The following is a 15,357-nucleotide window of genomic DNA, read 5'->3' as shown; positions in this document are numbered from 1 at the left end:
TCATGGTCACTACTGAGGGAGTCACGGGAATACCCGGTATAACCGGATTGAGCTTTTTTGAGACATTCACCATTATGTACGCCCCTCCACTGATCATTGCGGCTGCTATTGTCTTTCTGTTTATATATCTGGCCGTATATAAGAACCCAAAGGATTGATTGGTTGGTACGTCCATTCCCGTTTGGGGTAATCTGTTGTTAAGAAATGAGGAAGGGAGGAGGGCCCTTTCATGCCAAAAATCCGTTATAACAATATCGATAATGTAAGTACGGACAAAACGCTGAAGGAATTCAAACAATGGAGGGAGCAACGGCGGAGCAAAGTGAAGGACTACTCCTACACCGTGCCCAAACACCCGCCTGAACTGGATTATCTGCATGCCAACCGGGATGACACAAGTATTACCTGGATTGGTCACTCCACGTTTTTCATTCAATATTATGGATTGAACATCGTGACTGACCCGGTGTGGGCCGAAAAAATGGGATTTCAACGAAGGCTCGGTGCCCCCGGCATTCCGATTCAGGATATTCCACCGTTGGATGTGATTCTGATATCCCATTCCCACTATGATCATCTGCATCTGGCTTCCTTGCGTAAGCTGATTACAGCCAAGACGTTGCTGATCGTACCCGATGGTCTCAAGCGCAAGATGATTCGCAAAGGATTCCATCGATGCCAGGAGATGAAATGGTGGGATCATATGACACTTGGCGGAGTCAAAATAACTTTTGTTCCTGCACAGCACTGGACGCGCCGAACGTTGTTTGACACCAATACGTCCCATTGGGGCGGTTATGTATTGGAATCGAATCATTCGGCAACGACTTCAGCAGCGGAAAGTGTTGCAACAACGAGCAATCAGGATGAGTCATCCACGGAATCAGGGAAGAACGATACATCCGGCGGCCCGCCTGTGTTGTATTTTGTGGGTGATACAGGTTACTTCCAGGGTTTCAAAACGATTGGAGAACGCTTTGACATTGGTGTTACCCTGATGCCCATCGGTGCCTACGATCCGGAATGGTTCATGACTTCTCAGCATGTGACACCCGAAGAAGCGCTGCAGGGGTTCGTTGAATCCGGCTCACAGCTCATGGTGCCAATGCATTACGGCACATTCAAGCTGGCGGATGATACGCCCAAGGAAGCGCTGGATCGGCTGGAAGTTGAACGTGAACGTTTAGGCATTGGTAAAGAGCGGATTCGGGTGCTTGGTCATGGCGAAACACTCCGCATTCACCACGAGGAAGGTAAACAGGGCTAACAAAAGTGAGCCAAATATGTTAATGTAGGGGTATGCCTGCATGAACAGTACATTTACCAAATCTTTAATAAGTAAAAAGCGGCCAATTTTCGAATTTGCCGCTTTTTTGTGTTATAATATGGTGCCAGAATAGGCATCGGGATATTGAATCCATGATTTACGCAACTTGCTATTCATGCAGTATGCAGATTAACCAATAAAGGATGGTATGCTTAATGATCAGTACAAGCGGCATCACGCTCCGCTACGGAAAACGTGCACTTTTTGAAGATGTAAATATCAAATTCACGCCAGGGAACTGTTACGGCCTGATCGGCGCCAACGGAGCCGGCAAATCAACATTCTTGAAAATTTTGTCTGGTGAGATTGAAGCCAACTCGGGAGAGGTGCACATCACCCCGGGCGAACGTATGGCCGTTTTGAAGCAAAACCACTTTGAATATGATGAGTATCCGGTTCTCGAAACGGTAATTATGGGTCATAGTCGTCTGTATTCCATCATGAAAGAGAAGGATGCTTTGTATGCGAAGGCAGACTTCACAGAAGAAGACGGTTTGCGTGCAGGTGAGCTTGAAGGGGAATTCGCTGAGCAAAACGGCTGGGATGCTGAACCAGATGCAGCGGCGCTCCTGATCGGTCTTGGCATTGTTCGTGACATGCATGACAAAAAAATGATAGAGCTGAGCGGAAACGAAAAAGTCCGTGTATTGCTGGCACAAGCGTTGTTTGGCCGTCCAAACAACCTGTTGCTCGATGAGCCTACCAACCACTTGGATCTCGAATCCATTCAATGGCTGGAGAACTTCCTGATGGATTATGAAGGTACCGTTATTGTGGTATCCCATGACCGTCACTTCCTGAACAAGGTATGTACGCATATCGCAGATATTGACTTCGGTAAAATCCAGATGTACGTAGGTAACTATGACTTCTGGTATGAGTCCAGCCAATTGGCACTTGCTCTGCAGCGGGATGCCAACAAGAAAAAAGAAGAGAAGATTAAAGAGCTACAAGCCTTTATTCAACGTTTCTCTGCGAACGCTTCGAAGTCCAAACAGGCGACTTCCCGGAAGAAAACACTCGACAAAATCACATTGGATGACCTTCGTCCATCCAACCGTAAATACCCGTTCATCAACTTCAAGCCTGAACGTGAAGCAGGTAAACAATTGCTGACGGTAGATCGTATTGACAAATCCATCGATGGTGTGAAAATGTTGAATGATGTGAGCTTTGTGGTGAACAAAGGTGACAAAATTGCATTTGTTGGCCCGAACGGAAATGCCAAATCACTGTTATTTGATATTCTCATGGGTGAAACCGAAGCAGATAGCGGCGAATATACTTGGGGTATAACGACGACTCAGGCTTATTTCCCGAAAGACAACTCTCAGTATTTTGACGGTGTAGACATGACTCTCGTGGATTGGCTCCGTCAGTATTCGAAAGATCAGGATGAAACGTATCTGCGTGGATTCTTGGGCCGTATGCTGTTCTCCGGTGAGGAGTCCCAGAAGAAGGCTAGCGTACTCTCCGGGGGGGAGAAGGTTCGTTGTATGCTGGCAAAAATGATGCAGACAGGTGCAAACGCACTGATTCTGGATGAGCCAACGAACCACTTGGATCTTGAATCCATCACAGCACTGAATAACGGTATGATTGACTTTGACGGCACAATGCTGTTTACATCCCATGACCATCAGTTCATCCAAACGATTGCTAACCGGATTATCGAAATTACGCCAACAGGCATCATCGATCGCCAAATGAGCTATGACGAATATCTGGAAAGTGATGAAATCAAAGAACTGCGCAATAAAATGTATCCGGTAGAAGCTTAATCTAAGCATCATCTGCGGCACATGATTATAGGAACACCAAAGAACCGCAAGCCTCTGTGAAGAGGGCTTGCGGTTCTTTTTGTAATTCAATGGTTTCTCGGCGGCTTTAAGACCTAAGATCCACCAGTACGGCGACGTTGGTTGTTAGGCTTTTTGTTGTTTTGACTCTTCATCGCTTTAGGTCCGCCTTCAAAGTAGGCGCTGGATTGGTTACCAGAATTTGCTTGTTCTTTCTTTTGCGCCAGTTTTTGGCGTATAGCATCCTGCAAACTGACCTTTTTCGGTTCGTTATTTTCGCTCATCGTTATTTCCCTCCCGGTCTTACAGTGAGCCGTCCAGATTGGACGGGATGTACCTATTTTATACGTTTTATAAAAGCCCCACAAGGGCAACCTGATAAAATGCTCAAAACCTTTGGTTTTACCCAGGCCAACATTTTTTCTCAATAACTACAGCCCTGCCGTCTGGCAACTTTGTTTCGGCTTGCCTACAGCAATGCAACCTGGCAACACTGTTTCTGTAGACCCACACGCTCCGCATTTGGTAACATGGAAAAACCGTAATACGAAACGTTAAAGGGGTGTCGCCCGGTTTGAACGCTTATGAAGAAATTCGAAAAGGGGAGCGAGGGGCTTGGGTTAGTATCGTAGCCTATCTCGTCTTGTCCGCTTTTAAGCTGATCTGTGGATATTTATTTGCTTCCAGCGCCTTGCTGGCCGATGGTTTTAATAACCTTACAGATATTGTAGCATCCATTGCTGTACTGATTGGGCTTCGGATCTCCCAGAAACCACCTGATTCGGATCATGCCTATGGTCATTTTAGAGCGGAGACGGTTGCTGCTTTGGTAGCTTCATTTATTATGGCTATGGTTGGGCTGCAAGTATTGGTTGAAGCCGTTCGCTCCTGGTATGAAGGAGCCTTTGTTGCTCCAAACCTGTGGGCGGCAGCGGTGGCTGTAGTCTGTGCTGTGGTGATGCTAGGCGTGTACCGTTACAATCACCGTCTGGCAAAACAAATTAATAGTCAGGCTCTGATGGCTGCGGCGAAAGATAATCGTTCCGATGCCTGGGTCAGCATAGGCGCTGCAATTGGAATTATAGGTGCGCAGTTTGGACTTCCATGGCTGGATAAAGTAGCTGCCATTGCTGTAGGTCTGTTGATCTGCAAAACGGCTTGGGAGATTTTTCGGGATTCTACACATCGTCTTACCGACGGATTTGACCAGAAGGAACTGACGGATCTCAGATCCTCCGTAGCACGCGTTCCCGGTGTTGAGATGATCAAGGACGTGAAGGCACGTGTGCACGGCAGTCATGTACTTGTGGATGTAGTCATTGAAGTGGACGGAGGCCTAAGCTTGATTGAAGGCCATCAGATCTGTGACCGTGTTGAAGAGCGGTTGAAGCGATCGCATAACATCATGCATGTACATGTACATGTGGAACCAAAGACGGAAGAAGTCACAAGGAACCCTTGAACAGGGAGTGAACATCTTGGAAAATGAAAAGAGGACAGCCGCGATTGTGCGTGCTGTCCTCTTTACTTATCGTTAGAACGATTATACGATGTTATTGAATGGCAACGTGGATCCACGCTTTGCCTTTCCAAGTGTATACTTGTACCCACTCGCCGCCATCGAATCCATCAACCACTTCACCTGTTGTATCGATGACTTGGGAGCCTAATGCACCGATTGGTTTACCGTTAGGTGCATCATAGAACCAAGTGCGCTCCAGAAGGTTCAGCAACATCGTTGGTGCCAGTACTTCATCACCTGGTTTTACGAGTGGCTCTTCAAATAACTTATCTGTTGTAGGAGAAGGGTTATTACCATTAGTGCTGTAGGTAGCACCGGTTACTGTCTCAGTAGTACCTTCTACTGTTTCTACAGCAGGTTTGTTCACTTCAACAGCCGGAGTTGTTGTCGTTGTTGTAGCCTCAATTCCTGTTTCCGGAGTTACCGTTCCAGTAACCGCTTCCTCCGCACCCGCAGCGGCAGCCATCGAACCCATCAATGTTAAAGCAGCGGCAAAACTTACGATTTTTTTCATTTTGTTTTTCCTCCTCGGTAGGTATGTAAAATGTTGTCCTGATTACAAGTAACCAAGCAAGCACCCTTATGAATCACAAATTATAACAATATTTTCTTGCATTCTCCAGTGTCAACTGGCTCATATGTGGGTATATAGCAAGCCTGTAAATATCATACTTCAGTGGGATAAAACCGGGTTGGCTATCTCAAAAAGGTCCTGTTTTTTTTGGGATTCATACGAGAGCGGATTGGAATAAAGCAGAAGGGAGTGCAATACATAATATAGAAAAGTTGACCTATGCCTGAACGCACAAAAGCCAATCGGCTTGGGAGCACGATCGGCTTTTGTATGTAATCGTTTAGTAAACACTCAGACATATCAGAGCCTGAGGTTATCGCATTCGGCTACGTCCCGTAATCAGGGAGATTACGAACAGTACAACAAAGATGAAGAAGAGTACTTTCGCGATTGAAGCAGCTGCTTCAACAATACCGAAGAATCCAAAAATACCTGCTACCAGTGCAATAATTAGAAATAATACAGACCATTTCAACATAAGTATTCATCCTTTCGTATAATTGTTTGTGGAGTGAGTTGTGTTCACCTCACCGCCTTGTGTAGTCTAACTTTAACCGAGTGCTAACCGCTTGAAACATTGGTTTTTTTTCCAAGCGAAGGCATATATGAAGGGATATATAATATTGTTTCGTCCGGGAAATCGCCGGGTAACTATAGCAATAACAAACTGATGCACATATGGAAAGAGAGGTTCTTCTATGATCTATCAAATTAGCGTGGCCCTGATTGCAGTGGCATTTGCAGTACTGGTATTCTTTTTAATTCGTACCTTGAAATCCGCTCAGGGTTCTTTGGACAATGTCTCACAGACATTGCAGGAGGTACAGAAAACCATTGATGAACTTAGTTATGAAGTGAAGCAGACGGTAAGACATGCCAATGATATTACGGTGGATGTACAACACAAAATGAAAAAAATTGATCCTGTTATGGAATCTGTTGAGAATCTGGGAGAAGTGTTGAATGAAGTGACGGCAGCAGCCAAGCAAGTCTCCACAACGCTGATGGCGAAATTTCAGACCAAACGTAACAACGCTGAACAGACCAAGCATGCTGAAGCGGTTCATGTAACTGCACCGCCTGCTACATCAACGGATCGTACCCTGCAATCCTATGAAGCTACATATAATGGTGAAGCTAAGGGCGGGAAAAACTGGATGAAGTATGTTGATGTTGCAGCGAACGTATGGCAACGGATGCGCAAGTAACATGACCGCTTTGTAACCCATGAAGAAGCCTTCAGAGCGGTGATGAACCTGATGAAAGGGTGAGAATCATGATGAAACTACTGCTTGTGATGTTTAGCGTAATTTCTCCCTTTTCCGTTCAACCGGCAGCGGTACCCGCTGCTCACGATATGCAATGGACGGCAATGGAAGAGAAGGCGTCAGAGGTAACTCTGGCTGTTGATCGATCCGAGACTTTCCAGCATTTTCGGACTCTGAATGGCATTTCTCTGGATGACACCATGGATGATTTGTTGGCCAATAAGGGCCAGCCGGGGCATAAGCAGGAAGATCCTTATCTGGGATGTCCTGAATATCACTTTCATGATGTGAAGGTTGGCTTGTGTGAAGATACGGATGTCATTCAATATGTGCATATCGATGCATCTGAGAATCACATCATGTTAAACGGAAAGAGAATTGAGATGAATATTGAAGCGATCCATCATGCTCTAGGGAAACCTTATTATGTGGCAGAGGACGGAGAAGTGTTTCTCCGTGGGGACCAGGCTCTGAAGGTATATATGAAGTCAGGATCTCATCAGATTGAAGGCATTGATCTTTTTGATGACACAGTTTCCTAGGATTGGTTATTACCAAATCGTTTCAAACCCATATAGTATGGTTATATACTAAGTAGCTCGATACAGAAGATTAAATCAGAGGAGAGTGGAAACGATGAATTCAACCAATGAGCAAGCTTATGCAAAAGTGGTAGAAAACGGAGTCCAAGCGGTAGAAGCGGTGAAAGAATTGCAGATTACCGGATACCTTGCTGATCAAATCTTTGTTCTCGCCCATGAGAAGGATCGTACAGATCGAATTGCCGATACAGCAGATGCCAAAGAAATTGGCATAAAGGAAGAAGGCGTATTTGATTCCTTGGCGAATCTGTTCCGCTCACGTGGTGATGAACTCCGGGCCAAAATTGTTTCGATGGGCTTTACCGAAGCCGAAGCGGATTTCTACGAGAGTGAGCTCGACAAAGGTAAAGTACTCGTTATTGCTAAAAAGAAAGATTAACCGATAAGTTGAAGTTTGCTGAACATGGACAAGCTTCTGAATCATTTATGTAAAATGCTTAATCAAAAACATAGATAAGGAATGGGGCTTTCCCCATTCCTTATCTATGTTTTTGCAAGTTTGGAAGCGGGATCAGGACGCTGCAAAAACAGGGTAGGTCGCGGGGATATTCCCCTACGATGGTGCCATTTACTGATAGAAGTTTTTTGTTTTTACGATTATAGTTATACTAGGAATTATTATGTCTACTGCCGTTTTGTATGCAAAATTTGTATAATCAACGTTTGTTTTAACCTAATAAGAATCGACAAACCCGGACGCCACAGATAAGGAGATATCAATGAGAATACTTATTGTTGACGACAATCCGACGAATGTCATTATCATTCGAGAAATTCTGAAAAAAGAAAACTATCGTGACATTGTAACGGCGAGTTCCGCCATGGAAATGTTTGAAGTGTTAGGAATTGGGGAGGAAAGCAACGAACTTCGTCCAAGACCGTCGGATATTGACCTGATTTTGCTAGATATGATGATGCCTGAGATGGACGGTATCGAAGCCTGCAGTATTGTGCAGAAATTTGAGAATCTGAAGGATATACCGATTATTATGGTGACTGCCATCGGAGACTCCAAGAAACTTGCCGAAGCATTGGATGCTGGTGCATCTGATTATGTGACCAAGCCGATTAATAAAGTCGAACTGATGGCCAGAATTCGACTCGCACTTCGTTTGAAACAGGAGAAGGATTGGCATAAAGAGCGTGATCAACGTATTCAGGATGAGCTCAAGTTGGCAGCGATGGTCCAAAATGCTGTATTAAGTCCGGCAATTAGGGACCCGTTGTTCCAAGTGCATGCCATCTATAAACCATCCTTTGAGCTTGCGGGTGATCTGTATTCTTGGTACCCCCTTGGGGAAGGCCGTTACGGAGTACTGCTGCTCGACATGATGGGACACGGGATATCTTCATCCCTGTTTACCATGTTTATCGCTTCTGTGTTGAAAGATACGGTTACCACTTATGTGGATCCAGAGAAGGTCATTCAAGAGTTGAACCGTCGTTTTAACCAGCTCCATCTGGAAAAACAATTGGTGCAGTATTATTTCACGGCAATTTATCTGGTCGTTGATACACGGATGAAACGTATTGATTATGTTAATGCAGGGCATCCACCTGCTTTATTTTTCCGAAACGACGGCAGTGTCACCACATTTGACAGCGTCTGCTGTCCTGTTGGTTTATTTGACAAGATGGATATTGAACCACAAACGATCCATTATGAGGGTGACGGGCATATTGCACTCTATACGGATGGATTATTGGAAGCTGTTCAGGGCGGGCAGGAAGAACAACATGAATTCCTGATCGAAAAACTGACCGGCTCACATCAGTGGAATGAAGCTGCTATGCAGGCCATGTTTTTTGACGACGAAATTCCCCAAGAGCGGGATGATGATAAATGTCTGGTCTGGATTACTTTGAATAAAGGGGCGGTGGATGAATGAAGATCAGGAATAAACTGCTGATTGGTTTTACCGCTCTGATGGCCATTTTGATCGTGCTCACGTTTGTGAGTTATGAACGGTTAAACAGCAGTAATCAACAGATTGATCAGATGTATCAGGAACGTTATCTCAAAGTAAGGTTCACTTCTGCTGCACGTGGAGAGGTCAATGATATAGCCAAAGTGCTGGCTAACTTGTTATTGAATCCGAACAATTCGATTAATGCTGCTGAGGGTGACCTGAAGGAGATGAAGGATCGGGGGGATGGTTACCTCGCAGAAGTGAGAAACCGGGCAGACAGTGCACCTGAACATCAACTGGTGGATCGTGTGAATACGGCGTGGACCGCTTATACATCTTATGCAACGAGACAGATCAACCTGATGTCCCAAAACCGGGTAGAAGATGCGAATAACTACCGCAATTCAACAGGACTCGCGGTGCAAAAAGAAACTGTGGATAGTTTGAATGCTCTTTCACGTTATCAGGACCAAGAGATTGATGCTGAGATCAAGAACGCTAACGAAGCGTATACGAGAGCAGTACAGATCACGATAAGTATCATGATTGCCGGGTTGTTGCTTGCATTGGGTGTCATTCTTTGGGTGCTGCCGAGTATTACACGGGGTCTGAACACTGTATCTATGATGATTACCAGCTTTGGTAAAGGGCGTTACCGAACCATTCGGCGCATACAGGTCAAATCAACCGATGAGATTGGTCAGATTGCCAGTGTGTTCAAAGATGTATCCAGTGATCTGGAAGAAAAACTGGAGATCGAGAGGGCTTATGTGCAGGCTCAGCAGGATCAAAACTGGATGAGTTCGAACATCGCAAGAGTCCCGGAGCTGCTTCGGGGGATTGGCTCCATTCGCCAAATTTCACAGATGTTTATCAGTGAGTTCACACCTGTGCTTGGTGCTCAGTTGGGTGTCGTCTATCTGATCGATGAGGAGAAACATCCCGACGAACTGAGACGTTACGGTGCATACGCATTTGAAGAGAACGAAGATGTTGGTAAGGAAATGTATCGCATCGGGGAAGGCCTGATTGGTCAAGCCGCGCTGGATATGACACCGATTATTCTGGAAAATACGCCCGAAGATTACGTGCATATTGGTTCAGCTTCAGGCTCAACACGTGCTGCGGGTATCATGATCTATCCTGTCGTGTTTGAAGATGAACTGATTGGTGTAGTTGAAGTGGCTTCCTTTGAAGGTTTCAATGAACTGCACAAGCAGTTATTCACACAACTGATTATGAACCTGGGCGTAATTTTGAACAACGTTCGACGTCGTTTGCGTGTGGAGGAGCTGCTGCGTGAATCCCAGGCACTGACTGAGGAACTTCAGGTTCAATCGGAAGAATTGCAGACACAGCAAGAAGAACTTCGTCGTTCCAATGAGAATTTGGAGGAGCAGACAGAGGCACTTAAACGTTCCGAGGAATTGCTACAGCGTCAGCAGGAAGAACTGGAACATTTTAATACGGAACTCATTGCCAAGACGCGGGCGCTTGAAGAGCAGGTGCGTGAAGTTGAAGAGAAAAATGACGAAATTGAGAAAACGAAGACACAGTTGGAACAGCAAGCTACACAGCTGTCGATGACAAGCAAGTACAAGTCCGAATTTTTAGCGAATATGTCACATGAACTCCGTACACCATTGAACAGTCTGCTCATTTTGTCCCAGTTATTGTCGGAGAACAAAGGTGGAAATCTGACTGACAAACAGCAGGAATATGCGCAAACCATCTACATGTCGGGAGCGGATCTGCTGAAGATGATTGATGAGATTCTGGATCTGTCCAAGGTGGACGCAGGTAAGATGGATATCAATTATGAGACCGTACGAATGGAAGAGCTGACCAGCTTTGTTCAGCAGAACTTTGGACCGATGGCGAATAAAAAGGAACTGAACTTAAATATCGATTTCGACAGCGATCTACCGGAATGGGTGTACACCGACAGTCATCGCGTCAAACAGATTTTACGGAATTTGTTGTCGAACGCATTTAAGTTCACCAATCGAGGTTCGGTTAGTCTGATTGGGAGACGGATGAAACCGGAAGAGCTGCCGGGTTATATGAATACCAATCAGGAATATCTCGGATTCAGTGTAAAAGACACCGGCATTGGCATTCCATCGGACAAGACGGATCTTATCTTTGAAGCGTTCCAGCAAGTAGACGGGACCACAAGTCGGAAATACGGTGGAACTGGTCTGGGATTGTCCATTAGCAGGGAATTGGCACGTTTGCTTGGTGGCGCAATACAGGTGGAATCATCCGAAGGGGAAGGTAGCTGCTTTACTTTATACCTCCCGGATAATCATGAAGAGGAAGCCTTGGTAGAGGAAGGTGCTTCAAGAGAAGCAGCTGTATCCTCAGAGGATCTTTATGAACAGTCCATCGAAACACGGACCATGCTTTCAAGTCATCAGTCCATTCTCTCTCCTGATCCGGAGCGTAGCGTGGGTACAGATCTGTCTCCTTCCCATACTCCAGATGTCACGCAGATCGAAGATGATCGGGAGAATATCATGGAAGGTGACAAAATCCTGCTCATCATTGAGGATGACGTAAACTTTGCACATATTTTGATGGATATGGCGAGGGGAAGAGGATTCAAAGCACTTGTTGCCCTTCAAGGTGATAAAGGACTTGAAATGGCACGTCAATATTTGCCGGATGCCATTATCCTGGATATTCAATTGCCGGTGATGGATGGTTGGACCATTCTGGGCGAGCTGAAGAGCAGTTCGGCAACACGCCACATTCCGGTTCATGTGATTTCAGTCATTGATGATATGAAACAAGGTCTGATGATGGGCGCCATTGCGTATCTGAAAAAACCTTCGAGCAAGGATTCACTGGATAAAGCATTCTCGCATATCAAATCATATACTGAGAATCAATTGAAACGACTGTTGATCGTCGAAGATGATGAAATTCAGCGTAAAGCCATTATTGAATTGATTGGTCATGATGATGTGGCAATCACCGCTGTATCCACAGGTAGTGAGGCATTGAATGAATTACACAGCCAGCGTTATGACTGTATGGTACTGGATCTGATGTTAACGGATATGACCGGGTTTGAGTTGCTCGACCAGATTCGTGATGATGAATATCTGAACGATCTGCCGATTATAATTTATACAGGCAAAGAACTGGATTCCAAGGAAGAAATGAAGCTGCGCAAATATGCGGAATCCATCATTATCAAAGATGTGAAGTCACCGGAACGTCTGCTGGATGAGACGACTTTGTTCCTGCATCGGGTAGAAGCCAATTTGCCGGAAGACAAGCGTCGAATCTTACAGAAACTACACAACAAAGAAACGTTGTTTGAAGGCAAGAAAATATTGCTTGTAGATGACGATATTCGTAACGTATTTGCCCTTTCAAGTGTTCTTGAAGGCTATCGGATGGATGTGACGTTTGCTGAGAACGGCCGAGAGGCTTTGGAGATTTTGGACAAAAATCCGGAATTTGATCTGGTACTGATGGATATGATGATGCCAGAGATGGACGGTTATGAAGCGATGACACGAATAAGACAGATCCCGCAGTTTGAAAAGTTACCGATTATTGCGCTTACGGCCAAAGCCATGAAAGAGGATCGCGGCAAATGTATTGAGGCTGGAGCATCTGATTATGTGAAAAAACCGATCCAGACAGATCAATTGTTATCCTTAATGCGCGTATGGCTGTATTCGTAAGTTCATTATTCGTATGTTCATTGTTTGGGTAATGAAAGACAATACGACGAATACGCAAGTAACAAATGAAGAAGTGGAGAGAACTTATGACACCGTGGGAACCTACCGAGACGGGGGCAGATTTGGTCCGTATGCCGCAAGATGAAGAACGCGAGCTGATCGAGATTGAGTTGCTGTTGGAAGGCATGCACCGTTTATATGGATATGATTTTAGAAACTATGCACTGCCATCCCTGAAACGAAGAATCTGGCATCATGCACATGCTGAAGGTGTTAAGAGCATATCCGGCTTGCAGGAGCGTGTTCTTCATGACCGTTCCGCGTTTGAACGTTTTGTACAGAACTTATCCATCCCTGTAACGGAAATGTTTCGAGATCCTTCGCTTTTCCGTATGTTTCGGGAACAGATTATTCCTATCCTGAGAACCTACCCGTATATCCGAATATGGCATGCGGGATGCTCTACGGGAGAGGAAGTTTATTCCATGGCCATCATGTTGCATGAGGAAGGACTGTATGACAAGGCAAGAATTTACGCAACGGATATGAATGATCGCTCTTTGCAACAGGCCAAAGAAGGCGTATATGGTATTGAGAAAATGAAACTATTTACTACAAATTATTTGGAGGCAGGGGGTACCAGAGCCTTCTCCGAGTACTATACAGCGAAATACAATTCGGTGATATTCCATCCTTTTCTAAGGAAGAACATCATTTTCGCCGAGCACAACCTGGCAACAGACCGGTCATTTAACGAGTTTAATGTTATCTTTTGCCGTAATGTCATGATTTATTTTAATGATGAACTGCGGAACCATGTGCATGGGCTGTTTCATGAGAGCTTGAGCCACTTTGGTATTCTGGTTCTGGGGTCGAAAGAATCGATACATTTTACAGAGTTCAGTGATACCTATGAGCCGTTAGACCGGACCGAAAAAATATACCGGAAGATCAAATAGGGGGTTAGGGTTAGCCATGGGGCTCAATGAACCAATCCACATATTATTGGTAGATGACCGCCCTGAGAACTTGCTTGCTCTTGAAGCAGTTCTGGAATCGGAACAATATAAACTCGTTAAGGCAACTTCCGGAGAAGAGGCACTCCGCTGTCTGCTAAAAGACGAATTTGCGGTTATCGTTCTCGATGTGCAGATGCCTGGAATGGACGGAATTGAGACAGCGAAGTTAATTAAGGCACGGGACAAGTCCAAGGATGTGCCGATTATATTTATCTCTGCCAATAGCAGAGAAGCGGAGCACTTGTTTGCCGGGTATTCAGCCGGGGCCATTGATTACATGGTTAAGCCATTTATTCCTCAGATTTTGAAATCCAAAATCGAGGGCTTTGTGGAGATGTTTATCACCAATAAACGTTTGAAGACACAGACCATGCTTCTTCACCAGAAGACACAGGAACTGGAGAAGATGAATCAACAACTCATTCAGGCCAAGGAAGAAGCAGAAATTGCAGCCAATGCAAAGACCGAGTTCCTGGCGATGATGAGTCATGAGATTCGTACACCGATGAACGGAGTTATCGGTATGGTTGATCTGCTGATGGAGACGGAACTGAGGGAAGATCAGAAGGAATATGCAGACATCGTTCGTCGCAGTGCAGATGCACTCGTCACGGTTATCAACGACATTCTTGATTTTACCAAGATGGAATCCGGCAAAATGGAACTTGAAGAGCATCCTTTTGAACTTGTCTCCTGTATTCGGGAAGTGCTGGGATTGTTTGCTGCAGAAGCAGGCAAAAAGAATCTGGAACTGGATTATTTCCTGGAAGATTCTGTCCCTGAATTAATCTATGGGGATATGGCAAGGCTACGTCAGGTTCTCTTGAATCTTATTGCCAATGCAATCAAATTTACAGACCAGGGTGGCGTATATTTGATTGTGTCAGTGAATGAAGAAAAAGACGGACAAATGGCATTGGAGTTTGCTGTTAAAGACACCGGGATAGGTATCGCTTCAGACAAAGTGGATCGCCTGTTCCAGCCTTTTTCCCAGTTGGATACATCCATGACACGTAAATACGGTGGAACTGGCTTAGGACTGGCAATATGCAAGACTCTGGTGGAAATGATGGGTGGACAGATCTATCTGGATACAACAGAGCAACGGGGAGCGATGTTTGTATTTACAATTCAGGCGAAACGTTATGTAGAAACTGAACTGGTCCAGAGGAACGGGGAAGAGAAACCAACGGATGTGAAAAATGAGAATAAATATCCTACGGTATTAATTGTGGATGATCATCCGATCAACCAGAAGTTGATGGCGATTATGCTTGGTAAGCTGGGGTTGCTCTCAGACATTGCTGAAGATGGACAGAGCGCACTCGATATGGTAAACGGCAGCCGTTATCCCTATGACTATGTGTTTATGGATCTGCAGATGCCTGTGATGGACGGTTTGGAATGTACACGGCGGATTCGAGAGAGTCTGACCCAGTCTAATCAGCCAATCATTATAGCCATGACTGCTAACGTGATGGAAGGTATTCAGCAACGCTGTATTGCTGCCGGCATGGATGATTATATTAGTAAACCGGTGAAAATGGGCAATGTAAAACAGAAAATAGCCCAGTTTCAGAAACAACAACAAATGTTAGACCCAGGCCCTTCAGCCATGAATCATGCCAATTGAAA

Annotated in this window: 14 protein-coding genes; 11 read left to right on the top strand and 3 right to left on the bottom strand. The window is 45.1% G+C overall.

What is annotated here, in order from left to right; all coding sequences use genetic code 11:
* Positions 1-2 precede the first annotated feature (2 nt).
* The 3 genes from cydS (at position 3) to PAEAM_RS29575 (ending at position 3,108) form a co-directional block, all read left to right on the top strand.
* Positions 3-158, top strand: a complete 156-nt coding sequence (gene cydS, locus PAEAM_RS32060) for a cytochrome bd oxidase small subunit CydS family protein (RefSeq protein WP_165790098.1) — start codon at positions 3-5, stop codon at positions 156-158.
* A 71-nt stretch (positions 159-229) separates the two neighbouring features.
* Positions 230-1,267 carry an MBL fold metallo-hydrolase gene (locus PAEAM_RS29580; protein ID WP_100529822.1) on the top strand — a complete coding sequence of 346 codons (1,038 nt, stop codon included), beginning with the start codon at positions 230-232 and terminating at the stop codon, positions 1,265-1,267.
* Between the two features lie 215 nt (positions 1,268-1,482).
* Complete coding sequence (locus tag PAEAM_RS29575) at positions 1,483-3,108, top strand: ABC-F family ATP-binding cassette domain-containing protein (protein ID WP_036606972.1); 1,626 nt, start codon at positions 1,483-1,485, stop codon at positions 3,106-3,108.
* Positions 3,109-3,221: 113 nt separating this feature from the next.
* Here the strand turns inward: PAEAM_RS29575 and PAEAM_RS29570 are convergent, their stop codons facing one another.
* Positions 3,222-3,410: a hypothetical protein gene (locus tag PAEAM_RS29570; protein ID WP_017692261.1), complete on the bottom strand. Its 189-nt coding sequence runs from the start codon at positions 3,408-3,410 to the stop codon at positions 3,222-3,224.
* Between the two features lie 290 nt (positions 3,411-3,700).
* Here PAEAM_RS29570 and PAEAM_RS29565 point away from each other — a divergent pair, with 290 nt between their 5' ends.
* Positions 3,701-4,588: a cation diffusion facilitator family transporter gene (locus tag PAEAM_RS29565; RefSeq protein ID WP_036606974.1), complete on the top strand. Its 888-nt coding sequence runs from the start codon at positions 3,701-3,703 to the stop codon at positions 4,586-4,588.
* A 91-nt stretch (positions 4,589-4,679) separates the two neighbouring features.
* Here PAEAM_RS29565 and PAEAM_RS29560 read toward each other — a convergent pair whose 3' ends face one another.
* Together PAEAM_RS29560 and PAEAM_RS29555 are read right to left on the bottom strand one after the other, a co-directional pair.
* Positions 4,680-5,162, bottom strand: a complete 483-nt coding sequence (locus PAEAM_RS29560; protein WP_243391502.1) for a hypothetical protein — start codon at positions 5,160-5,162, stop codon at positions 4,680-4,682.
* 373 nt (positions 5,163-5,535) lie between these two features.
* On the bottom strand, positions 5,536-5,700 hold the full coding sequence (locus PAEAM_RS29555; protein ID WP_017692264.1) for a DUF1328 domain-containing protein: 165 nt from the start codon (positions 5,698-5,700) through the stop codon (positions 5,536-5,538).
* 220 nt (positions 5,701-5,920) lie between these two features.
* Here PAEAM_RS29555 and PAEAM_RS29550 point away from each other — a divergent pair, with 220 nt between their 5' ends.
* From PAEAM_RS29550 to PAEAM_RS29520, 7 genes are all read left to right on the top strand, one after another.
* Complete coding sequence (locus tag PAEAM_RS29550; protein WP_036606976.1) at positions 5,921-6,430, top strand: DUF948 domain-containing protein; 510 nt, start codon at positions 5,921-5,923, stop codon at positions 6,428-6,430.
* Positions 6,431-6,498: 68 nt separating this feature from the next.
* Positions 6,499-7,032, top strand: a complete 534-nt coding sequence (locus PAEAM_RS29545) for a hypothetical protein (RefSeq protein WP_036606978.1) — start codon at positions 6,499-6,501, stop codon at positions 7,030-7,032.
* A gap of 94 nt (positions 7,033-7,126) precedes the next feature.
* The gene (locus PAEAM_RS29540; protein WP_017692267.1) at positions 7,127-7,471 is read left to right on the top strand and encodes a YflT domain-containing protein; all 345 of its coding nucleotides are present in this window, start codon (positions 7,127-7,129) and stop codon (positions 7,469-7,471) included.
* 340 nt (positions 7,472-7,811) lie between these two features.
* Positions 7,812-8,981, top strand: a complete 1,170-nt coding sequence (locus PAEAM_RS29535) for a PP2C family protein-serine/threonine phosphatase (RefSeq protein WP_100529821.1) — start codon at positions 7,812-7,814, stop codon at positions 8,979-8,981.
* Positions 8,978-12,703 carry a response regulator gene (locus tag PAEAM_RS29530; protein ID WP_100529820.1) on the top strand — a complete coding sequence of 1,242 codons (3,726 nt, stop codon included), beginning with the start codon at positions 8,978-8,980 and terminating at the stop codon, positions 12,701-12,703. Before PAEAM_RS29535 ends, PAEAM_RS29530 begins: the two co-directional genes overlap by 4 nt.
* Positions 12,704-12,789: 86 nt before the next feature.
* Complete coding sequence (locus tag PAEAM_RS29525) at positions 12,790-13,662, top strand: CheR family methyltransferase (RefSeq protein WP_036606984.1); 873 nt, start codon at positions 12,790-12,792, stop codon at positions 13,660-13,662.
* 16 nt (positions 13,663-13,678) lie between these two features.
* Positions 13,679-15,355, top strand: a complete 1,677-nt coding sequence (locus PAEAM_RS29520; protein ID WP_100529819.1) for a response regulator — start codon at positions 13,679-13,681, stop codon at positions 15,353-15,355.
* The last annotated feature ends 2 nt before the right edge of the window (positions 15,356-15,357 follow it).

It is taken from the genome of Paenibacillus sp. GM1FR, from assembly GCF_002803315.1.
Classification (GTDB): domain Bacteria; phylum Bacillota; class Bacilli; order Paenibacillales; family Paenibacillaceae; genus Paenibacillus; species Paenibacillus amylolyticus.
This window is presented reverse-complemented; position numbering and strand designations above follow the sequence as displayed.